The 21715-nt window shown below is 72.0% G+C and carries 18 protein-coding genes; 9 read left to right on the top strand and 9 right to left on the bottom strand.

Features of this window, described 5'->3' with window-relative positions:
* Positions 1-3685 (bottom strand): MobF family relaxase (gene mobF / locus ACZ4WV_RS31595; RefSeq protein WP_465752073.1); only part of this gene is annotated, 3685 nt, incomplete at its 3' end.
* 438 nt (positions 3686-4123) lie between these two features.
* Between mobF and ACZ4WV_RS31600 the strand changes: the two genes are divergently transcribed.
* From ACZ4WV_RS31600 to ACZ4WV_RS31620, 5 genes are all read left to right on the top strand, one after another.
* Positions 4124-4615: a hypothetical protein gene (locus ACZ4WV_RS31600; protein ID WP_465752074.1), complete on the top strand. Its 492-nt coding sequence runs from the start codon at positions 4124-4126 to the stop codon at positions 4613-4615.
* A 278-nt stretch (positions 4616-4893) separates the two neighbouring features.
* Entirely contained in the window at positions 4894-5427 is a 534-nt protein-coding gene (locus ACZ4WV_RS31605) for an HNH endonuclease family protein (protein WP_465752075.1), read from the top strand.
* A gap of 71 nt (positions 5428-5498) precedes the next feature.
* The gene (locus tag ACZ4WV_RS31610) at positions 5499-6302 is read left to right on the top strand and encodes a hypothetical protein (protein WP_465752076.1); all 804 of its coding nucleotides are present in this window, start codon (positions 5499-5501) and stop codon (positions 6300-6302) included.
* Positions 6299-6853 (top strand): hypothetical protein, encoded by a 555-nt coding sequence (locus ACZ4WV_RS31615; protein ID WP_465752077.1) that lies wholly within the window; start codon positions 6299-6301, stop codon positions 6851-6853. Before ACZ4WV_RS31610 ends, ACZ4WV_RS31615 begins: the two co-directional genes overlap by 4 nt.
* Before the next feature lie 285 nt (positions 6854-7138).
* Positions 7139-7627, top strand: a complete 489-nt coding sequence (locus ACZ4WV_RS31620; protein WP_465752078.1) for a hypothetical protein — start codon at positions 7139-7141, stop codon at positions 7625-7627.
* Positions 7628-8491: 864 nt separating this feature from the next.
* On the opposite strand, the gene ACZ4WV_RS31625 is transcribed toward ACZ4WV_RS31620, so the two are convergent.
* Positions 8492-9946, bottom strand: coding sequence for a hypothetical protein (locus tag ACZ4WV_RS31625; protein WP_465752079.1), 1455 nt, complete (start codon positions 9944-9946; stop codon positions 8492-8494).
* Between the two features lie 374 nt (positions 9947-10320).
* On the opposite strand from ACZ4WV_RS31625, the gene ACZ4WV_RS31630 reads away from it, so the two are divergent.
* Positions 10321-10818: a DnaJ domain-containing protein gene (locus tag ACZ4WV_RS31630; RefSeq protein ID WP_465752080.1), complete on the top strand. Its 498-nt coding sequence runs from the start codon at positions 10321-10323 to the stop codon at positions 10816-10818.
* A gap of 44 nt (positions 10819-10862) precedes the next feature.
* Here ACZ4WV_RS31630 and ACZ4WV_RS31635 read toward each other — a convergent pair whose 3' ends face one another.
* From ACZ4WV_RS31635 to ACZ4WV_RS31660, 6 genes are all read right to left on the bottom strand, one after another.
* Complete coding sequence (locus ACZ4WV_RS31635; RefSeq protein WP_465752081.1) at positions 10863-13307, bottom strand: hypothetical protein; 2445 nt, start codon at positions 13305-13307, stop codon at positions 10863-10865.
* Positions 13308-14281: 974 nt separating this feature from the next.
* On the bottom strand, positions 14282-14884 hold the full coding sequence (locus ACZ4WV_RS31640; protein ID WP_465752082.1) for a hypothetical protein: 603 nt from the start codon (positions 14882-14884) through the stop codon (positions 14282-14284).
* Between the two features lie 279 nt (positions 14885-15163).
* Positions 15164-15637, bottom strand: coding sequence for a hypothetical protein (locus ACZ4WV_RS31645; protein WP_465752083.1), 474 nt, complete (start codon positions 15635-15637; stop codon positions 15164-15166).
* A gap of 75 nt (positions 15638-15712) precedes the next feature.
* Complete coding sequence (locus ACZ4WV_RS31650; protein WP_465752084.1) at positions 15713-17407, bottom strand: hypothetical protein; 1695 nt, start codon at positions 17405-17407, stop codon at positions 15713-15715.
* A gap of 196 nt (positions 17408-17603) precedes the next feature.
* Positions 17604-18149 carry a hypothetical protein gene (locus tag ACZ4WV_RS31655; protein ID WP_465752085.1) on the bottom strand — a complete coding sequence of 182 codons (546 nt, stop codon included), beginning with the start codon at positions 18147-18149 and terminating at the stop codon, positions 17604-17606.
* Positions 18150-18233: 84 nt separating this feature from the next.
* Positions 18234-18593, bottom strand: a complete 360-nt coding sequence (locus tag ACZ4WV_RS31660) for a hypothetical protein (protein WP_465752086.1) — start codon at positions 18591-18593, stop codon at positions 18234-18236.
* A 558-nt stretch (positions 18594-19151) separates the two neighbouring features.
* Here ACZ4WV_RS31660 and ACZ4WV_RS31665 point away from each other — a divergent pair.
* Both ACZ4WV_RS31665 and ACZ4WV_RS31670 read left to right on the top strand, forming a co-directional pair.
* Positions 19152-19436: a hypothetical protein gene (locus tag ACZ4WV_RS31665; RefSeq protein WP_465752087.1), complete on the top strand. Its 285-nt coding sequence runs from the start codon at positions 19152-19154 to the stop codon at positions 19434-19436.
* A 77-nt stretch (positions 19437-19513) separates the two neighbouring features.
* Positions 19514-20092, top strand: a complete 579-nt coding sequence (locus ACZ4WV_RS31670; protein ID WP_465752088.1) for a hypothetical protein — start codon at positions 19514-19516, stop codon at positions 20090-20092.
* A gap of 465 nt (positions 20093-20557) precedes the next feature.
* Here the strand turns inward: ACZ4WV_RS31670 and ACZ4WV_RS31675 are convergent, their stop codons facing one another.
* Entirely contained in the window at positions 20558-20866 is a 309-nt protein-coding gene (locus ACZ4WV_RS31675; protein ID WP_465752089.1) for a hypothetical protein, read from the bottom strand.
* A gap of 79 nt (positions 20867-20945) precedes the next feature.
* Here ACZ4WV_RS31675 and ACZ4WV_RS31680 point away from each other — a divergent pair, with 79 nt between their 5' ends.
* Complete coding sequence (locus tag ACZ4WV_RS31680) at positions 20946-21707, top strand: 3'-5' exonuclease (protein ID WP_465752090.1); 762 nt, start codon at positions 20946-20948, stop codon at positions 21705-21707.
* The last annotated feature ends 8 nt before the right edge of the window (positions 21708-21715 follow it).

Here is a 21715-nt window from a genome sequence, read left to right on the forward strand (position 1 = left end):
CGGCCTGGTCCTCGGCAAGCTCCACGCCGATCTCTTCGGCCTGCCCGTCCATCTCCTGCGACGGCTCCTCCGCACCCGCGGCGAGCTCGGTACGGACCCGCCACGCGAGTAGGCGGGGGACGGACTCGGCGTCGATGATCGGCCGCTCGGCCACCACCCGGTGCAGGACCTCGGCCGGGTCCAGCCCGGCCGCGGCGGCCGCGGCCAGGGCCTCGTCCAGCGCGTCGTACGACGCGTCCGCCAGCACGGCGTCCGCGTCCAACCCGTGCCCGGCCAGGCCGTCGCGGACGGCCTCGGCGAACAGCGGGACGGCGGCCCGGATGGGCTCGGCCTCGCGGGCGCCGTCGCGCTCAGCGGCGGGCTCGCGGGTCGGCGCCGGCGGGGGAGTGGTGAGCGGTTCCAGCGTCTCGCCCAGCTCCGTGACGACCATGTACTCCTGGCCGTCGTTGCTCGCCAACTGCTCGGCGAACCCGGCCAGCACCCGGTCCATCGCCTCGGCCTCGGTGGCCGGCTCGCCAAGGGTGACGCGCTTCTCCTCGTCCTCGACCTCGGCGCGCGGAATGAACAGGTGCACGCTGTGCTTGTCGCGCGACAGCGCGGTGTAGAGCCCGTTGGCGGCCAGGCCGGGGCCGTACACGAGCGTGTCCAGCACGCTCAAGCCTTGGGCCTTGTGCACGGTCATCGCGATGCCGTAGCTGAGTCCTCCGGCCGCGATGTACTCGGCCTCCAGCCACTCACGCACAATGCGGTGTTGGCCGCCCTCGACCTTCTCTCGCCACTCCACCAGCGCGCGGTCCTGGTCGTCCAGTTCGACGACCACGCCGCGGGTGCCGTTGTAGACGTCCTCGGCGCCCTGGTGCTGCTTGGACTTGTAGTCGTTGCGGCGAATCAGCACGATGTCACCGGCCGACAGAGCCAGCGTTTCACCGCCGGACAGCCGGTACTCAACCTCCCGGCCGGTGAGCTCGCCAAGCTCACGCCGGATCGCACGCGCGGCCGCGTTGAGCTCGTCCACGTCGCGGTTGCGGGCGGCCAGAATCAGGGTGCTGGCGATCTGCTCGTGCACCTGCTGGCGGGCATCCCGGATGTCCTGCCAGGCAACCAGCATGGCCGCCATGGCCTCCTGCCGGGTCTCGGTGACGTGCACCCGCCCGTGGTCCGCGTAGGTCCGCAGAGCCTCCCGGCGCTGGTCGTCGCGCCACATTTGCAGCGCGCGCCTCTCGACGGCATCACGCTGCCGGTAGTTGGTGTACAGGGTGTGGCCGCCCACGACTTCGTGGACCGCAGCGAACGCCCCGCCAACGCCAGGGCTCTGCAGCTGCTTCGGGTCACCGATCCCCACAATTTTGGTTCCGGTGAGACCAGCGTGGGCCAACAGCTCGGCTAGCTGGCGGTCGTCCACCATGGCCGCCTCGTCCAGCACGAGCACGTCCACGCCGTGCAGGCCGCGCACGCCGTTGCTCTTCCGGATGCGCTGCAACAGCAGCGCGAGCGTGGACGACTCGATGCCCGCTTCGGCGCGCAAGTTCTGGGCGGCAACGGCGGCCGTGGACGCACCCATAACCACCTGGCCCTGAGCCGCCCACGCCATGCGAGCCGCTTCCATGATCGTGGTTTTACCGGCGCCGGCAATGCCCACGATGGCGTCGACGCCGTGACCCTCGACCAGGATTCGGTGCAGCACTCCCAACTGTTCGGCGGACAGCTCGAACTCCGGGTTGGTGGCCCGCTGAATGGCCGTGTAGGTGGACACGGTCATCTCGAACGTGGCCTGGTCGACCACGGCGGCACCGCTGTTGAAGCGGGCGCGCGTCTCGGCGAGAATCCGGCGCTCGGCCGCCACGATGTCGGCGGTCGTGAACCGCTCGGTGTTGCGCAGGTGACCCGGCAACCGGGTGTCGAGCCGCACAGCCATGCCCCGGTGCAGCAGCACCCGGTCCGTCAGCTGCTCGATCTGATCGACGCCGAGAACGCCATGCGCGACGGCATCGGCGACGGCCGCCAACGCCTCCGCCTTCGTGAAGTCCTTCCGGTGTGAGGTCAGCCCACCTGAGACGCGGAACACCCACCGGGCCACCGCGTCGACGTCGGCCGGATCGCGCGGGGGCTGTGCCTTGGTGGACGCGTCGGCGCTCATCGCCTCGGGGGCCAGGACGGCGCCGATGATGGCGGCCGGGTCCTGGCCGGCGGCCTCCGCCTCGGCCTGCCAGTAGGCACGCAGCGTGGCGTCCGAGGCGGCAGTGGCGCGCTCGTCCTTGCGGCCCGCGAGCGCCGCGGCGGCGGCCTTCTGCTGCTCGGTGGTGGTCTCGGTGTAGTCCATCCCGAGTGCCGCGAACAACGCCTTGATCTCGGCGTTGCGCTTGCTGAACAGCTGGATCGTCTCCGGCGGGATGCCCACGATTTGCCACACGCCGGACTCGGCGTCCCGCTCCCACTTGATGCCCCAGCGCTCGTTCGTGACGGTGCGAACGCGCGCCTGCATCAGGCTGTCGATCGCGTGCGCGTGCCGGTACAGGTCGCGGCCGCCAGCGGCGACCGTCGACCACTGCCCGTCCTCGCCTCGACCGAGGTTGGCGAGCGTCACGTGGCCGTGCATGTGCGGGTCACCGAACGGGGCGTCACCCACCGGCCTGGCGGCTCTGTGGAAGTTGACCCATCCCATCAGACCGGACGTCGCCATGGTCTCGGCGGACTGGCCGTCGCCATGGTGGCCGCGCATCCCGTACGCCGTCCACCGCTCCGTCGCGGACACCGCTTCGGTGAGCGCGGCCACGAAGACCTCTTCCAGCTCGCGCGCGAAATCGTCCGGCGCGAACGCCAACGCAACAGAGAATGCCTTGGGCAGATTGATCGTCAAGTCGAACCCGCGATTGCCTACCTGGACGCGCCGGCCTTCGTACTTCAACGCCTTCTCCATGGCGGCCTCGCCGTACAGCGCGATGGTGTCGATCTTGAGCGCATCGGCGAGCTTCGCGATGTCGCTGACCCGCACCCGGTGGGCATCTCCGAGACGGTGGATGCCGCGCACCATCCGCCCGTAGGCGTCGCGCTTGCGGTCAGAGGTCAGCAGCGACTCGGGGGCCACGCCGCGCTCGGCGGCAAGCGCCTGGATCGCCTCGACCAGCGGCCGCGCCGCCAGTTTCCCGCGCGGGTCGACCGCCATTTTGGGCTCGACCAGCTGTTCCCCGGTGCGCGGGTCAACGCCCTTCATCATCGCCCGCGCGGCGTCGAACTGCGCGGGCTCCAGCTCACTGCCCGGCGTGATCCCGAACTCGGCCAGGCCCGACCCGATCCACATCAACGGGCGCTCGGTCACGTCCATGCGGTACGCAATCGCGTGATCGGCCTCGGCGGCGGCCGCGGCCTCCAGCTCCTCGCCGTACAGCTCGGCCGGGAACCCGATCCCGGCGGCCTTGAACAGCCCCTGCACGGTGGACGCCTTGATCCGGTAGGCCTCGCCCCGGGCGTCGACCTGCCGCGACACCCGGCCCCAGATTTCGCGCTGCCGATCGGAGCTGAACAGCTCAGCCGGGTCAACACCGACGGCGGCAGCGTGCGCCCGGATCGCCTCGACGGTGGGGGCAGCGGCGACCAGCGAAGCGTCCGCGATCGCGCACCCGTGGCGGCCTGTCAGGCGGTATTCCACCTGCTCGTCCGAGGGCCCGATGGCGGTAACCCAAGCCATGCCGGACCCTCCTTCCCCCCTCGATCCGGGCTATCCAGCAACCATGATCAACTAGCGCAGCGTATCGTCAGGAACTGACGATACCTTAGCACTGTGAATGATCTTGTGGTTTTGCCTGGCTTGACGGGGTGGGGGGCAGAGCCCCTAGGGAGGGTGCCGGGGGAAGGGCGGCAAGACGCGCCGAAGGTGCGTGGTAGTGAGCTCAACCAAGACGGTGGAGCTGGCAGCGGATAGGAACCATTAGGAACGGTGGGCTGATCACCACGACGCGCCGTCAGATCCGGTACGGACGGGCAGGTGGAAGCTCGGCGGCGGCGTCCGGCTGGTCGGCCGATTCCGCCGGCAGAAGCGCGCCGGTATGGAGCCGGTGTACCCGCACCCGAACGGGCGGCAGGGAATCCGCCGCGGCGGGGGCCGACCGAGGGCTACCATCAGCCCATGGCAGACACTGAGGGAACCCTGACAGTCGCTGAGATGCGCCGCCGGCGGCGGGAGCGGGAGGCGGTCGAAACCCGGGTCAAGGACCTGGCGGACGTCCTGGTGGTGACCACGCACAAGGCGGCCGCCGAGGCCGCCGAGGCGCTGGCCGCTGCCGAGACGGCGGAAGAGGAAGCGTTGGCCGTGGCGGTCAAGCTCTACGGCTCCGCCCGCGCGGTGTCGGAGCTGACGGGAATTGCCCTGGCTGAGGTGGAGCGGGCCAACAAGGTGGTGCCGGCCGCCCGGGTCAAGGCAGTGCACGCCGAACTCCTCGCCAAGGCGGAGGAAAAGGCCGGCCGACGCCGCCGAGGCGGCGCCCCTGCCGCCGACTCCGAGGGCGCCGACAGCTCGGCCGACGGCGCCGCCGAGGCGGCCGCGGCGAGCGTGCCGGGCCAGGACTCCAGCGGCTCGGATGATGCCGCCGAGGCGGCTGCGGCAGCATCCGTTAGCTGACCCGTGGCCGGGCCGTCGAACCTGCGCCGGGGGGGGGGGGGGGCAGGGGGGGGGGGGGGACCCCCCGCCCCCCCCGCGCCGGGGAGCGCCACCAGGTTGGGTCCTGTGTACCACTTGTCCAACGCCGCCCGCACCCCCCTCCCCCCAACCCGCACAGTGGAGGCGGAGGCCGCCCCCCCCCCCCCCCCCCCCCCCCCCCCCCCCCCCCCCCCCCCCCCCCCCCCCCCCCCCCCCCCCCCCTCCGCCGTGCTCGGCGGCGACCCCGGCGGTGGTCGCTGATGGCCACTCTGGAACCGTGGCAGCGGCCGCCATTCACCGACGCCGAGACGTGGCGACGGTTCACCGAAAAAGTCGTCAGGACGTCCGGCTGCTGGATCTGGGTTGGTGCCGTCTCCGACGGGTACGGCATGTTCCACAACGCCGCTAACCAGCTGCTCGGCCGACGGTCGCCGACGGTGCGCGTCTCGCGCTTCCTCTGGGAGGCGTACAACGGGCAGATGCCCGCCGCACACGTCGTCCTCCACGAGTGTGATACCCCGCTGTGCGTGCGCTACGAACCCGGGGCACAGCACCTGACGGCCGACACCCAATCGGCCAACCTGCAGATGGCGGCGGCCCGAGACCGGATCACCAACCGCTCGCGCCTCGGCCGGGCCGATCTGAGGGGCCAGCACCAACAGTCCCTCGCCATCCGGGCCGCGATGCTCGCGGCCGTCGCCGAGGGCATCACCGACCCCGACCAGCTCGCGGCCGTCCTGGCCGCGGTCATCGCCAAAGGCGACCCGTACGCCGATCAGCTCCGGCTGTTCTGACCTGACCGCCCCGCGGTCACCACATCACCCGCGGCCCGCTCCGGCCGACCGCTCCACCCGAGGGGGGAACGATGGACGAAACCGCGCCGCCGGCGCCGACCACAACCGACCCGGAACCGGACTTCGTGCTGTCCTGGTTCCCGGGGGACCTGCTGCGCAACAGGCCCTCGGCCTCCGGCTGGCGGCTGCACCGGATCAACCTGTGGCCCGGCGCCATGCCCGGGAACCCGTTCCCCGGCGCTATCGACGCCTCGCCGGAAGAACTGCACCGCGCCCTCTCCTCCGAACTCGGCCCCGTATCGGAGCTCCGGCCGACCACCTGGCGGGTGGAGTCGGTGGGGACGGGCGAGAAGCTGCGTCAGGGGCCCTGGGGATTTCCGTCCTACCACGTTGTCCTCCCGCGCCCGGAAGCCGTGGTTCGCTTCGCCGGAGGGTGGAGTGTTCGCGTGGCCCACCTCCGACTGCAGGAAGCGGGTTCCGACTCCTACCGGCCTGCTCCCATCCTCTACAACGGACTGTCCGGACTGATCCCCGCCGACACCCCGCCGTTGCCGTTCTCCCCCGGCGTGCTGGCGAGCATCGAAGTCAACGGGGTGCGACACCTGGAATGCTTCCGGCAGTGGGTGGCCGTGATGCGCCTCCCGGCGGCGGCAGCAGGGTATGACCACCTCCGACTCTCGTTCGTGAAGTGCGCCCTTGCCCGGGGCGGTGCCGCGGCCACCGCCCGCCCCGGGCTGGCGGCCTGTTCGTACTGCGCGCCCGACGTCCGGTACGACTCACCTTGCGATTCCTGCGCCGCCGAACTGGAGCGCAACGCCGCCATCACCCCGGAGGCTCGGACGCACGCCGAACGAGTGGATCGGGCACTGCTGTGACGAACCCCGCGCTCTCCAACTCCGCCGGTCTAACGGATGCTGAACGCCTCCTGGTCACCGACCTGCACAACGCAGTGTCGGTGCTCGGCGACCCGCCGCCGGGACACCGGTACGTCAACGTCCTGGCACTCCTCCTGGACGTCGGCAGGCTGTTCACCCCGCGCCCGTGGCCGGGCGGTGGGCCGCCGCCCGGCGAGCCGGGAGGCTGCTACATCGAATCGGTCTCCTGGGCCTGGGGATCGCCGGACGGGCTGGCGTACGTGGAAGGGGTTACCTGGACCGGCCTCTACCCGCTCGAACACGCCTGGTGCGGCAGTGTGGACGGCCTGGTGCTCGATCCCACCTGGCCCGACCCGGGGGCCGCCTATCTCGGGCTGCCGGTGCGGCCCGACGCCGCCTCGGCGCTGATGGGTGAGCACGGGGAACCGCTGCTGGCGTACGGCGCCGTCTGCCGGGAGTGGCTGGACAACGGGGTGCCCGGTGAGCTGCTGGTGGACGTCGGCCGACGGATACCGGCGGAGCTGATCCGCCCGACTCTGCAGGACCTCTGACGGCCCGCCCGCACCACCAGTGAGGCACCCGTGAACAGCAACCAGTCCACCACCGCCGAGGCCCCCGTCTTTGGCGGCGTTCCTACCGGCACCGCGGCGCCCGCCGGTGCCCCCGCCGGTGCCCCGTTCGGCACGGTCCCGATCGGGGTGCCAATGCCGCCCCGCCCGCCGGCTCCTGCAGCGGCGCCGGCCCGGCCTCGACCACCGGCCGCGGCCGGGCCGATTCGACGGCGGGTCGGCCTCCTCGCCGTCACCCCGGTACTGGCCCTCCCCCTGGTGCTCCTGGTGGCCGCTGAGGCGGGCGAGCTCGACCGGCCGGACGCGCCGCTGCTGCAGCCGGTGGCGGGCTTGTGGCGGCCCCTGACGGTCACTCCGCCGTCGGCGGCCGCGCCGTCGGCCACCCCGGCCTCGACGGTCACCGCCGTGCCCGTCCCTGCGGCGCCGGCCGTGCCCCCTGCAGCCGACCCGACCACCGACCTGGCGGCCGCCAATGGCGACGCGAGCGAGCCGGACCCCGAGGCGGTACCCCCGACGTCCGGCAGCTCGTCCAAGCGGCCGGCGGTCGGGCGGCCCACCCGCCCGTCCGACGGCGCCGCCCGGCCGCCGGCAGTGACGCCCGCGCGCCCCGCACAACCGGCCCCGGCCCCGCCCGTCGGCGGCCCGGTGGTGCCACTGCCGGGCGGCGGCTCGGGCGGGCTGTGCACCGCCGCCCGACAGACCGGGCAGCTGCCCCCGAACCTGCTGCAGCTCTGCCACTCGATGTACGGCGGCTGACGATCGCACGGTCGTCAGCTTCCGTTAGATCCACGCCCCACTCGATCGACCGCTGTAGGAGACCCTGGTGAAAGACATGGTGACGGTGCCCGCCGAACGCGGTGTGCCGGGAGTGGCTGCCGTGCGGGATACCGGGCGAGCCGCTGGTGGGCCGCCCGTTCGGTTCCGCGATGGCGGAGTTCCCGCGGTGACCACTGACGTGGTGGTGCCACTCGTCGGAGCGGACGTCCTGGCGGCGGCCGCCGGCCAAACGGCTGGTGCCATCGCCGTGCCCGGGACCGGTGTTGTGAGCCCTGCCCCGGCTCCGCGGCCGGGAAGCGTGGCGGCCGGATCGGCGCGCTCGTCCACGGTGGCGGACGTGCCAGCCAGCCGGCCGACGGTAGGGGACGGCGAGCCTGCGGGGCGGGGAGCCTGGCGTGAGCGGGCGCAGGCCCGTACGGCGCGGCCGCGGTCGGCTGCCGGCTTCGGCGGCTCGGCCAGGCCGCCCGGTGGTGGTGGCAGTGGCAACGGCGGTGGTGGGCGGACACCAATGGACTCCGCCGCGGCCCAACCCGCCGTTGATAGCGGTGGGCGCCGGAGGGAACTGCCGGATGGCCGGGCGGCTTGGCGGCAACGGGCGCTGGACCGCAGTGCGGCCCGGCCCCCCGTCGAACCTGCACCGGTGGCGCCCGCGCTGCCGTCCGCGCCGCAAACCGCAGAACTGGCGACCCCTCCCCGCCGGGCGGAGCTCGACGCCTTGACCGCACCTCGCGCACTGGGGCCTGGACCGGCCTGAGCCCTGGCCGGTGCAGGCGTCACGTGACGGACACGGCGACGGCCCCGTGCGGATTCGATCCGCGCGGGGGCCGTCGCCGTTTCCTGTCTCTATTCGGCCGGGTCCTGGTCCTCCGGTTCCCCGAACTCCTCCTGCCCGGGGACGGGGGGAATGGGCTTGGGGCCTTCGTCCTTCTTCGCCCGCTTGGGCTTGGTCGGGACGGCCGGTGCGGCCTTGGCCGACTCGGCCGCCGGCAGGGGGCCGACGGCAAGGGAGGCCAACCGGTCTTCGGCCTGGTCGGCGCGGGCCTTCTCCGCTGCGGCCTGGTCGACGGCGGCCCTGGCCGTCGCCTCCGCCGCCGCGGTCCTCTTCTCGGCCTCCTTCTGCAGCCCCTCGGCGACGCGCTTGGCCTCCACCGCGCCGGCCTTCTCCTCCTCGGCCTTGGTAGCGCGGTCCTCGGCGTTCTTCTGCTTGAGCTCCGCGGCGTCCTTCGCGCGAACGGCCTTCTCGGCGGCGTCCCGCGCGGCTGTCGCCTTCGCCTCCTCCTCGTCGGCGCGGGCCTTCTCCGCTGCGGCCTGGTCGACGGCGGCCCTGGCCGTCGCCTCCGCCGCCGCGGTCCTCTTCTCGGCCTCCTTCTGCAGCCCCTCGGCGACGCGCTTGGCCTCCACCGCGCCGGCCTTCTCCTCCTCGGCCTTGGTAGCGCGGTCCTCGGCGTTCTTCTGCTTGAGCTCCGCGGCGTCCTTCGCGCGAACGGCCTTCTCGGCGGCGTCCCGCGCGGCTGTCGCCTTCGCCTCCTCCTCGTCGGCGCGGGCCTTCTCCGCTGCGGCCTGGTCGACGGCGGCCCTGGCCGTCGCCTCCGCCGCCGCGGTCCTCTCGGCCAACGCCTGAAACTCCGCCACCAACTGCACGGCACGGGCGCGCGCCGCTTCGGCCAGGTCCTCGCTCTCCTGGGCCCTGAGCCCGAGGCGGCCGGCGTGGTCCAAGGCGGCCTGTTGCATCTCCAGTGCCGCGCTGGCGTGGTTGGCCTCGGCAGCCGCGGTGTCGCGATAGTGGTCGCGCTCCGCCGTGAGCTCGGCGATCACGCGGGCAGCCTCCCGGGCCTCCTCGTCCGCCCGGGCCTGAATCTCCTTGACCTCCTCGGCGGCCTCCGCCATGGCCTCGGCCGCGGCCTCCACACTGACCCGTAGCCCCTCGGCTCTGGCCGTGGCGCCGGCGGCTTCGGCTTCGGCCCTGGCCACCTTGGAGCGCACCGACGCGGGATCCAACTCCGCCCGCTCACGGTGCAACGCGCCGGCCACCTGCGTAAGGCCGGCGACCAAGCTCACCAGCTCCGCGGTCAGATCCTGCGGCGGGATACCGCCCCGAGCGCCGCCGTCGGACGCCTCGGCGTTCTTCACCTCCCGTCCGGCGTCGAACATCGCCCGCCGGCACTCGTACGAGCAGTAGATGCGTCGACGGCCCGTCGGCGGCTGGCGGAAGGTATTCGGGCACCCCGAGCGGCCGCACCGCGTCTCGGCCTCCTCGGCCCCGGATTCGACGGCGCCGAGCGCCACATCATCGGTCATACACCCATGCTCCTCCGTTTCGTTCGCAATTTCCAGCGTTCCGTTTAAGAACGGAACAAAACGATTTATTGTTTCGTTCCGTTTCGTTGTAGAACGGAACGAAACTTAACTCAGAGGTCATGGACGACCGGCCGTTGTCACGTTTCAAATCGTGACACTGGGGCGCGGTGGCGCGTCACGATTTGAAACGTGACACAGACCGAGGACCGTTACGATTTGAAACGTGACGGGCTCTCGGGTGAGGGAGCCTCAGAATCCGCGATGGGATGGGTGCTATGGCACGGAACGTCAGGGAACGGCGGGTGCCTCCGCCGAGGCCGCCACGGACTGAGCGTCTGTGGTGTGAGGGCTGCGGGTTCTCCTGGACGCGTCCTGTGCAAAGCGGACGGCCGCCGCGGTGGTGTTCTGACGCCTGCAAGGCGCGTGGGTACCGAGAGGCCAAGGCGGCGGCCGCTGAGAAGGAACGCCAGGCGGAGGAGGAACGGGCCCAGCAAGCCGCGTGGGAGCGGCTGCAGGAGGAACGGGAGCGCTGGGAGGCCGAGTACGAGCGACGGCGGGCGCAGGAGGAACGGGCGCAAGCGCAAGAGGAGGCCCGGGCGGAGGAGGAGCGACGGCGGGCGCAGGAGGAACGGCGGCGGCGTGCCGGCTCCTCCTCGTCCGGCTTCCGCCGTGGCCGGCTGTCGACGGCCGAGGCGCGGGCGGTCCTCTTCGACCTGGCCAACTTGCGCGACGACGGGGTGACCACGCTGAAAACCGCGTACCGCACAGCTGCCCGCCTGCACCACCCCGACCACCACCACGGCAAGGGTGACGCCGCGTTCAAACGGCTCTCGGAGGCTGCCGCCGTGCTGAAAGATGCTGGCCTGTTGTAGCCGTCGTGTCGTCCTGGCCAGGCCGGGGAAGCCCCCGGCCTGGTTCACGCGCCGTGCCGGTGCCAGGCGGCACGCTGCCGCTCTCGCAGCCGCCGGGCCTTGGTCAGGCGGCCCTTGTGCGGACGGGCGGCCGACTGCCCGTCCAACCGCCTGCACGGCTGCCCGGAGCGGGCATCGCAATGCGGGCAGCTCAGCTGCAGGGCCAAGGCCAGGACCGACGGCTCGTCGGCGGCGGGCCCGCCCGCCAGGCTTGGCAGCGCCAGCTGTACGGCGCCGCCCCGGCGGCGGGACCGCACTCCGGCGGGCCGCGGCCGACGTCGGCGACGTCGCGCGCCCGGCTCCGGCACGGCCTTCACGGCCTCGGTGGGCACCAGCCGGGGCGGGTCCACCAACTGCCCGTCCGCGGCGAGCTGCAGCGCGTGGACGAGCAGGCCCGGCGCCTGGATCCGCTCCGCCTCGATCCGGTAGGCCCTGGCATGGTCGGGGCTCTTGTCCTCGAACCTGGGGTACTTGCGCCGGCCCGGGTCCATCCCCGGCAACACCAGCTCATCGGCCTCCCGACGCCGCCCCTGGGCCCGCTTCTCCTCCTTCCCCAGGGCCGACCACTCCTCCTCGGCCAGCCACCAGCGGTGCCGCTCCTGCTCTACCCGTGCCCGTACGGCGAGACGGGCGATCCGCCCGTCCGTTCCGCACTGACGGGCCGCCTGCCACAGTGACGCTCCCTTGACGGCCTTCACAGCCTGTCCCTGGGCTCCCTGGACCGTGATGACCAACCCCAGTTCCTCAAGGCGGTGCACGTGCCTGTGGGTCGTACGGAGGGTGTAGCCGGTGCGCTTCGCCAGAGTCACCAGAGACAGGCCTCGACGGGACTCCAGGATCACCCGGTGCGTGCGGGCCGCGTGGTGTCCGAGCCGGTGCCACACATCGCTCTGACCGTGGGCCAGCAGAGTGCCGAGGGAGGTCCGGAGGTTCTGAGAGTGCGCATCACCACCCTTCTGGGGGGCGGCGTTGACACTTCTGTCAGACCCCTGGCGTGTCTTGGGAACCTCGTAGACGGCACAGCGGTGGCGGTGGTCGGCGGTGCACTCGTGGCCGGTGGCAAGGGTGACCCGGCGGGCCTCTCCTCTGCGCCGGACGGCTTCCTTGGTGACGACCAGCCAGCCGTCCTTGATGAGCCGGTTCAGCGCGTCAGCGGCGGCGGTGTGGCTGTAGCCGGCCAGCACGCCGAGGCGGCGGACGTCGGCGGAGACGTCCAGACTGTCGGAGGTGACCATGAGCCAGGACAGCACAATCAGCAGCAGGAAGTCCGCCGGGCCGCTCTCGCGGGACCACCGGGCTTCGCCGGCCGCGTCCATGCGCTTGCGCAGGTGAACGGCGGCGTCTTCCGCCTCGCTCGCCGCGCCGTCGTAACGGTCGCTGTCCTCCGGGCGGCGGGGCATCCGGGCGGCGTCCTGGACGGCCAGCCACCAAGCCCTCTCCAGCCGGGCGGCGGCGTCGTCGCCGGTGCGCTCGATCCGGGCGCCTGTGGCGTCCTTGACGGTCCGCAGCCACTCCAGCGCGGGAGAGGCGGCGGCGTCCCGCACCACCGCGGCCACCTGCTCGAACCGCCACCCCCGTACGGCCATCGCGACGAGCGGGGCGTGGAACTGGTGACTGTGGTCGTGCCGGTCGCCCAGCTTCCGGGCAAGCTGGCGCGCGGCCCGGCCGGTCAGCTCGCGGCGCGGCACATCCGCGATGTACGGACGGCCGTCCTCGTCGGCGACGACGCGGCGCACGACCGGCCGTTCACCCCGGGCCGGGTCGCGCGGGTCCATCAGCTTGATGGACGGTGGGACGCTCGGCCCGTGGCTGGCGGCCGGGCTGCCCGCGGCCGCCCGGAGCACGATCGCGCGGCCGCGCTCGGCGGCCAGGGCCTCCATCCGCTCCGCCACCCGGGCATAGGCCTCGGGGCCGGCCGAGGCGGGACCGAGCAGCCGCACCGCCTGTTCGACCGTGTGGGCCGTCAGTCGGCTGTGCCCGCCGTGCCGGTGCGGTGAACCGGGCGGACGAACCGCGCCGGTGGCAGCGTTGGAGAGCGGGCTGCTGTCCCACGACGGCCACAACGCCCTGCCCGCCGCGTTGATCCGCGCCACGGTCTCCGCCGAACACCCGGCCGAGCACCCCGACCAGATGTGCCAGCCTCCGGACGGGCCCGACTGCGCGGGCACCGGCGCGATGTTCTCGGCGGCGAGGATCTGCGCGTACTCGGCGGCGTGCTCCTCGGCAGCGGCGCGACCGGTGTCCTTGGTGTCGAACTCGCCGACCAGGAAGACGAATCGGTCCAGCCCGCGCCGACGCTGCGTCAAGTAGTGCACCACCGGCCGTGACGGGTAATTCGTAACGGCCTCGGAGACGTGCATGGTCAAGTTGGCGGGGTAGTTGTTGAGGTGTCCGCCCTGGCCGTCCTCGGCCGCCACACGCACCAGCGCGCGCGGGTGCAGCTCCGTCACAAACACGGTCAAAACACGTGTCGGGTCCACGTCAAATACGGCGCGCGGGTCGCCAAGTCGATAATCCGGTGACACACCGGGTTCAGGCATGGCTGTACCGCCGCCGCGGGGGTGTGCCAGAATGGCCCTGCTCCTCGGCGAGTTGCTGAGGGCAAACGAAAACCGGCCCGGTGGCGCCATCCACCACGGCTAGGGATTCGGACCGTCGCCAAACGGTCCAGGCTGTTTGTTTGGGGCTCCTCCTGGTCGCCACAACTAGGAAGAGGGGCCCTCACGGGTAACTGCTCGGTCTTCATTTGTCCGGTGATCAATCGCCCCCTCTGGGGGCCTTCGTCTTTTTAGCTGGCCTGCGCCACCTCCTCCGGCGGCGTCCAGCCGATCGGCCGGCCGTCCTCGCCAACGGGGAGCGCGCTCAGAGCGTGACGGATCACCTCGACGCCGGAAACACCCATCGCCCGAACCAATCGCTCGTACTTCGGCCGGAGCGGGTCACCAGGGGCCAACCTGAGGTCAGCCCGAACGGGCTTGTCGGCGTGAAACGTCGCCGACCGCCCGCGCTGCTGTTGTCCTCGTGATGCCATGGTCAAGATCCTAGGGCTTTAGGAGCTTGTGCGGCACAAAATCCCGGCGTGGCGCGATCTTTTTTCTGGGAGTCGGGTTGACGTTACGTCAGATTGTGCATTTTTTCCCTTTTGTCCTATCGGGCGAACACGCTCGTTGGCCGTGCCTCCCGGACTACCGGGCTCGTTGACCTGGTGGCCGGACCATCGGTGCGTCCGTCGGCATGCCTGTTCGCGCCTCAAACGGCGACTTCCGGCACCAAGTTGACGGCTGCAGGGCCTCCTGATGATCACGCGCACGGGGCCATCCTCCTGGGCCTCCTGCCGGGGAGCATGAGTACAGGTACTCATCTGCGCGCGGCGTGCGGGGGCCAACACGACAACGGCCAACCCCGGAATCGACCTGCAAGCCGGTCACTCGCTGAGTTCCTGGGCCCGGATGATCGCGCGCTCGGCCGTGCGGATGCTGACGCCGTACCGCTCGGCGAGCTCGGCGGCGGTGACGGGCCCACGTGCGCCGGCCTCGGCTGCAGCGAGTTCGGCGGCCACCTCGGCGGCACGCGAGTCGGTGGGCCGCTCGCGCGGGGCCTTGTTCTTGCTACCCGGGGTGCGGCCGCGGTACTGGCGTGCCTCTGCCGGCCGGTCACGCCGGGCCTCGGCTTCCGCGCGGGTCCAGAACCGGCGGCCGGCCACCTCGGTGCCCCTGTCCATGCGACCGTCTGCGGCCTCGTCGCGGACGGTGGACGCCTTGATGCCGGCCACTTCGGCCACCTCGGCATCGGTCAACAGGTCGTCGGGGTGGTCGGCCGGCTCGTCGGGCAGTGCGGGAATGGGCCGGCCGTCGATGAACGCCTGGGCCTGCTCGACGTCGTACAGCAACGGCTTCTTGCTGCAGGCCAACGGCTTGACGGCCTTCACGAACTCGGCGTGCCGGTTGCGGCGCCATGTCTGCACGGACATGCCGGCGAGCTGGGCGACTCCGGTCACGTCGGTGGCGGTTCGGCCGTGCTGGATCATCGGGTCTCTTCCTGGTCCGGGCCGGACCCGCGCGGGCGGCCGTGGTGCTGGTGGTGAGGATACGGGCGGCGTCGGCCGGGGGCTGAGCTGGTCGGCCGGTTCGAACGGTCGCACTACACTGGGGGTGCTTCCTGGTCTTCGGGCCGTTGGTGGGAAGCATGTAGGGCCGGTGGGTGCCGCACTCCTTCGGGGGTGTCCGCCGGCCCTTCGCGTTGTCCGCGGACAAGGGCCGGCGGTCTCTACCCGTACGGGGCAGAGACCGCCGGCCCGGGGCGCGGCTTACGCCGCGGCGTGCCGGCTGCGGTCGGCGGCCTCGGTCTCGGCCTCGAACTGCGCGCGGGCCGCGCTGAACAGTTCGGCCGTCTCGATGCCGTGGGCTTGGGCGGCCTCGACCAGCGCGGCCAGCAAGGCGGCGCACTGGTCCACTTCCAGGGCCCGCAGCACGGTGACGCTGTGCTCGACGCAGGGACGGTGGTGGCGGATCTCCTGGGCGGCGAGCCACAGACCGCCGGCGGTGATCCGGCCGTGCGCGAGGTGGAACAGGTCGGCGACCAGCGCGCGGAAGTCGCGCGCGGCCTGGTGGCGGGTGGCGAACCGGCGGGCCGTGGTGGCCTGCAGTGCCGCGGTGCCGTAGTGGATGCGGTCGGCGGTGGTGAGCGTCAGCATGTCGTCCGGGGCCTCGTTGTTGTACTGGGCCAGGGCCTCGGCGGCGCGCTCGCCGTACGTCTCGTGGGTGCTCAACTCGTTCTCCATGGCTCGGTGTTGGTGGGAAATGCCGTCCCGGGGCTGGGTGCCGACCGGCCCCGGGACGGGGGTCTGTGGGGGCTGCTAGGCAGCCAGAGCGAGGCGCAACAGCCGGCCTGGGCGGCCGCTCGGGGTGCCGGTGCCGGTGCTGGCCGTGTGTCGGTCCGCGACGGTGCCGCGGCCGGGGTGGACCGGCACGTGGTCCAGCGACTGGGGCACGTTGTCCGGCCGCGCCGCCTCCGCGTCGGGGAACAGGTCGGCGCCGTCGGAGGGGCGGCGCCACGGCCTCCGCGGGCGGGCGGTCGACTTCCTCAGGGGCCGTCGGGTCCGCGCGCCGGTGCCGTCCGTGCTCAACGGCTGGTCCACCCGGGCCTCGATGGGGTCTGCCTCGTCGGCGGGCTGGTCCTGGTCGGCCTGGTACTCGGCGAGCTCGGCGGCTTCCAGCTCCTCGGCCCGGGCCAGCAACAGGGCGGCCGCGCTGGGGGCGTCCAGCTGCTGCAGGATGGCGGCCTTGGCGCGCAGATCGGCCGCGGTCTCCGCCACCGGCTCGACCTGGTGGGCCGGCTCGGTGAGCGGGAGTTCCCGGTGGCCGGTGTCGGGCTCCTCGGTCTCGGCCGGCTCGACGTGGGCGGCGGCGGTGTCCAGCTGGGCCATCTCTTCCTCGGTCAACACGATGGTGCGGTGGGCCGCGTCCTGGGCGGCGATCTCGGCGGCGGCCGTGGCCTCGGCGGCCACCCGCTGCTCGATCCGCTCCCGTTCGGCGGCGGCCGCGGCCTTGGTGCGCTCCTCCTGGATGTGGGCGGCCAGGTGGGCGGCCAGGGCCGCGCACCGCTCGTATACGGCCTCGGTTTGGGGGCGCTGCCACTGCTCCAACCACTCGGACCCGCCGATCTCCTCGAACGCCTCGATGGCGGCGGAACGGGCCTGGTAGGGCAGGGACCGACCCGGGTCGACCTCGTCACGGACCCCGGCCGGCGAGCCGTGCCGACCGAGGCAGTGAGCCAGCGTTTCGGCGAACTCGCGGCGGGCCTTGGCGACGGTGCCGCGGCGCTCGCGCGGGGTGGTGTAGTGCTCGCCGGCCGGGCTGGTGAGCCATGCGGACACCCGCTTGCCCCACGCGAGGGACAACCGGTCGATCTCCTCCAACACGATCGGCAGAACCGCGCAGAACCGGGCCACCGCCTCCGCTTCGCCCCACACCCGGGCGTCGGTGCGGCCGTGGCCGTGGGAGTGCTTGGCGTACTCCTCGCGGCGGCTGGTGCCGTGCATGCGGCCCTGCTCGTCGTAGGCGTAACCGGTGTCGATGTCGCGGTGGTGCCACGTGACCACCCGCTCAAACTCCACGTCGTAGTACGCCGCGAGGGAAACGGCGAGCCGGCGCCGCTCGGGGCCGCGCTTGCTGGTGTCGCTGAACTCCAGCCGCGCGGTGACGCGCCGGCCGACTCCGACGATCTGACCGACCAGCCGCACAGCGGCCTCACCGCGGCGGGGCCGGTAGGGGTCGGCAATCGCGGGCATGATCGGGCGGACGCTGGCCTGGGCGAGCTCGGCGGCCACGGTGACCTCGGCGGCCAACAGCCCCTCGACGGCCGGAGGGGCGACGTGGGCGGGGTTGAGCATGGCGGCCGGGGTGGTCATGGTGCCGGTGAGGGCGGCGCCGGTGCTGGTCCACCGGCCGGGCTGGCCGGTGACCAGCTGGACCATCACCGGGTGCTCCGCGGCGGCGAGCTCGGCCACCTCGGCCGGGGTGTAGTGGCAGATTCGGGCGGTCTTCGCCATGGTGCTGTGCTCCTTCGCTGGTGGGAGTCGAGCGGTTCGGGGGTGCCGTTCCCTCCCCATCCCGACAGTATTTAGTTTACGGCAAATGACGCTCAATGACAAGATGGGACGCCGGCTGTTCTCCAAGAAAATGCCTGGTCAGACATGTCAAGGGCCGACGGGTTGATACCCGTCGGCCCCTCGTGTGGCGTCGATGTCAGGCAGCAAACAGGCGCTGGTAGTACGCCTGGCGCTTCTCGGCGGCCTCGCGCTCGGCACGCTCGGCGTCCCGGCGGGCCTGCTCGGCGGCGGCGCGCTCGGCCTCCCGCTGCTGCTGCCGCAGCACCAAGCGCCACCCGGCGGACCGGCGGGCGTTGAACAGCTGCTGCAGCGCCATACGCTCGGTGCGAGCCGTGCCCGTCGGGCCGGCGAACGGTACGGCCTCGTAGTCGCCCACCCAAATGGGGTCGTAGTGCTCGACGTGCCACCCAGTGCCGCGGCCGGCGGTGAACATGATGCCCAGCAACTCGCCGTCAGCCTGCTCGTAGACCATCGTGCCGCGCGGCGCGCACGATCCCCACGGGAAAACCGCCTCGGTGAGCCACTCCCACTCGTCCACCTGGGCATTGGTCATCTCGACCAACACCAACTCCACGTCCTCCTCGGTGAACGTGCCGGGCTCGACGCCGCGGCGGAAGTCCTGGACGGTGGCGAGCCGGACCGACTTCGGGACGGGAGCGTAGAGGGGGGACAGGCTGCGCATGATGGGTGCTCCTTCGGGTGGTGGTGTTGGTGGGAGGTGGGCGCCCCGGGGCCGGGTGCCGGCCGACCCCGGGGGCTGTGGTGGTCAGCTGCGCTCGACGGTGAAGCGGGTCGGCCAGTTGCGGCGGGCGCCGTAGGCGGTGCGGGCGTAGACGTGGGCGGCCTCGACCACCTGGGCGCCGATCCGCCGGTGGAGCACGGGGGCCAGCGCCACCGCGCGGCCGTCGTGGTCAAGCGGCATCAGCTTGCTGCGGCCACCGTTGTTCATGAACACCATCCGGGTGGTGCCGTCGTGGCCGCGGTCGGCGGTGGCGAACAGGCGGGCCTTGGCGGTCTCCAGCTCGTCGGGCAGGTAGCCGGCGCAGTCGGGCCGGCACGGTTCCTCGGTGTAGCCGAGGAAGTTACCGCCGCACTCGCACGACTCCTGCCACACGATGATGTCCACTGCTACCTCCTGGGTTGGTGGGATCTGAGGGGTTCGGGGGTGCCGTTCCCTCCCCCTCTCGACACTATTTAGTTTACGGCAAATGACGACCAATGGCAAGGTGGCGGGTCCTCAAAAGGCTGGTCAGAGCGGGTTTTTGCGCCGCGGTGAGCGCTCGGCACGCGGCCAGCTGACCACCCGCCCCAGGGTTCGGGCTGAGCGGGGGTCTTCCCTCCGAGGGCGGCAGGCTCCGCCCTGGCATGGGTTCCCGGGGGCCGGAGGAGGATCGGGCTTGCCCGACCGCGCTTGCGCGGCGCGAGCTTGCGAGCGTCCTTCGTAGGTCCCCGGGGTTCCATGCGAGCCTCCGGTGCCGCCCTCGGAGGGAAAACCCCCGCCGGTCCGGACCCGCACCACGACGCACGGTGCACCCGCGCACAGACGCCCCCTCCCCTCTGCTGGGTGGTCCGCGCCGGAGGCGAATCGCCCTGACCCGCACCGATGCACCCTCCCGCCAGAAGTTGACGCTGCGGTGTTGACGGTTCGTGGGCTCCGGCCGCTTGGCTGTGCCAGGCTGGGGCTGTGCACGGCGAGTACATCCCCGACATCCTGGCGCGGCTGGAACACGCGGCCGGCGGGTGGTTGACCCCGGCGTCAGGCTCGCTGGTCCTCGGCCAGCTGGTCCCCGCGCTGCAGGCTGCCGCGGCCGCCACCTCCGGCAAACCCTCCCGACAGTGGGCACACGCAGCCAACGCCACCTCGGCTCGGCTGTGGGTCGCTGGCGACGTCGGCGCCGACCGCGACTTCTGGGACGACCTGTACGCCACCGTGGCTCAGGCTGCGGCCGCACAGCCGCGCACCACCTGATCGCAATCACCGCCGCCCCGCTTCGAGCCGCCGGCCGGAATTAATGGATCTCCATAGATTTTCCCGAGGAGGAGCTAATGGAGAAAAGGAAGATCACCGTGTGCATTACGGCCGCTCAGGCGGGCCGGTTTCTGTTGCGTGAGCGGCAGCATCGAGTGGAGAAGATCGCTTATCGGGAGGAATTGGAGAGGGAGGGGATGAGCCGGCTGGAAGCGCGTTTGGAGGTGGCGCGGGTGCAGGCGGATTGGTGGCCTCCGGTGGAGGAGCTGGTGGCGGCGTCGTTGCGCCGGCGGCTGGAGCAGGAGGACTTGGCGGGGCCGTGGGCGCCACTTCGGGAGGAGGAGGAATTGGAGATGGAGCTGTCAGGTCGGTGGCCGGGACCGCGTGTCGGGGGCCTGAGGCAGCGTAACTATGCCCTGCCGTCTGACCTGGTGACTCAGCTGCGGACTGCCTCGTGGCGGGTCAGTGAGGCACCGTTCCGGGAGCTGGACCGGCTGGGCATCCGCATGGCGGTGGACACGCCAGAGGAGTTGTGGGAGGTCCGCGAGGACCTGGTGGCGCGGCTCTACTCGCCGGCCCGGATCGTACGGGAGGCCTTGGACCTGTATCCACGGGACGCGAGCGGGCCCCGGGAGCCGGCACCGGAGGTAAATTAATGGATCTCCATTAGGTCCTTCGGCTTCGCACGCGTTATTAATAAGGCACCTTTCGGATTCAGGTTCGGTTTTCCTGAATTACTTGCTTTGCGGGCGTTATGCCGGTATCTCTATTGGTGTGCTTCGTTTCCTGGAAAGGAGTGTGGCTGTGGTGTTGGGCGATGGTTTGGTGCCGCGTGGGGAGCCGCGGCGGTGGGACGGCGGGGTACCGGTGTACGACTCGGGGAAGGCGCCGGCGGGGCTGCGGACGAAGACTCAGCTCGGCGAGCAGTACCGGTTGCGGCTGGCGCCGGGTCAACTGCCGGTGGCGTACGTCATCACGGAGTACTACGCGAGCGGGCGGCGGTACGAACAGCGGGCGTTGTATGACCCGGCGGGAGCGGTGAGGATGCGGCCGTTGCCGTCGAAGTTGAAGGCGGCGATGGAGGCCCGGCGGACGTGTCCGGTGTGCGCGGTGGTGCGGGACTACATCGTCCGGGGCGGCCAGTGCGGGAGGTGCCGGGAGCGGGCGGAGGCGGTGGAGGCCCGGCTGCGGGTGCGGACGTGCGGGGGGTGCGGGCGGCAGCGGCCGAAGGGGCGACCGTTCCCGTCGGTGCGGGATCGGTATTGGTCGCGGCGGTTGTGCGCGGAGTGTCGGAGGGCGGCGGCGGCCGCGCGGCGGGAGGCGGACGCCGCGTGGCTGGCGGGGGCGGTGGTCTGCTCGGGGGAGGGGTGCACGGTGCGTGTGGCGACGCTGCGGGAGGCGCGGGCGTGGCGGCGTGCGAACCGGTTCACGGGGGCGTACTGGCGGCCGCGCTGGTGCCCGCCGTGTGCTGAGCGGCGGGAGGCGGAACGGGCTGCTCAGGATGCCGCGTTGAGGGCCCGGTGGGCGGAGGAGGAGGCCCGTCGGGAGGAGTGGGAGAAAGAGCGGCTGAGGGCCCGGGCGTTGGAGGTGGAGCGGCTGGAGGCGTGGGCGGCGGAGGCGCTGGCCGATCCAAGTGCTGTCGCCTTGGACTGCGAGACCACGGGACTGGAGTGGGACGCGCGGATCGTGGATCTGGCGGTGGTGTCGGTGGTGGGCCGGGAGACGCTGGTGGACTCGCTGGTGGATCCGGGGGTGCCGATCCCGGTGGAGGCGGAGCGAATCCACGGGATCGGGCACGCGATGGTGACGGGGCAGCCGGGGTTCGGGAACCTGGTCGGCCAGCTCGGCGAGGTGCTGGCCGGGCGCCGGATTCTGATCTACAACAAGGCCTTCGATACTGCGAGGCTGAGGCACGAACTCGGCCTGTACTTCGCCGATCAGGTGGCGCGGGAGGCTGCGGCCGGGGTGTTCGCGGCGGAGGAGCCACCGGAGGGCCTGGGGGAGCGGGTGCGGGTGGAGGCCTCGGCGCGGACGGCGGCGTGGATGGGACGGGCGTCCTGGGAGGACGTGATGATCCCGTTCAGCGACTGGGTGGGCGAGGAGGACGAGTACCACGGTGGTTACCGGTGGCAGCGGTTGGGAGGGGGGCACCGGGCTCTTGGGGACTGCCTCGCCGTGGTGGACCGGCTTGAGGAGATGGGGCGGCGGGTTCGGGCGGTGCCGGGGCAGGGTGTGCGGCAGGGTTGGGGCTCGGAGGAGGTGGCGGTCTGATGGTCCAA

This window comes from Kitasatospora sp. NPDC029312, assembly GCF_055569215.1.

Coding starts and splice junctions, on each gene's coding strand:
- ACZ4WV_RS31600 (WP_465752074.1), top strand. CDS start 4,124: ATGGCAGACACTGAGGGAACCCTGACAGTCGCTGAGATGCGCCGCCGG.
- ACZ4WV_RS31605 (WP_465752075.1), top strand. CDS start 4,894: ATGGCCACTCTGGAACCGTGGCAGCGGCCGCCATTCACCGACGCCGAG.
- ACZ4WV_RS31610 (WP_465752076.1), top strand. CDS start 5,499: ATGGACGAAACCGCGCCGCCGGCGCCGACCACAACCGACCCGGAACCG.
- ACZ4WV_RS31625 (WP_465752079.1), bottom strand. CDS start 9,946: ATGACCGATGATGTGGCGCTCGGCGCCGTCGAATCCGGGGCCGAGGAG.
- ACZ4WV_RS31640 (WP_465752082.1), bottom strand. CDS start 14,884: ATGATCCAGCACGGCCGAACCGCCACCGACGTGACCGGAGTCGCCCAG.
- ACZ4WV_RS31645 (WP_465752083.1), bottom strand. CDS start 15,637: ATGGAGAACGAGTTGAGCACCCACGAGACGTACGGCGAGCGCGCCGCC.
- ACZ4WV_RS31650 (WP_465752084.1), bottom strand. CDS start 17,407: ATGGCGAAGACCGCCCGAATCTGCCACTACACCCCGGCCGAGGTGGCC.
- ACZ4WV_RS31655 (WP_465752085.1), bottom strand. CDS start 18,149: ATGCGCAGCCTGTCCCCCCTCTACGCTCCCGTCCCGAAGTCGGTCCGG.
- ACZ4WV_RS31670 (WP_465752088.1), top strand. CDS start 19,514: ATGGAGAAAAGGAAGATCACCGTGTGCATTACGGCCGCTCAGGCGGGC.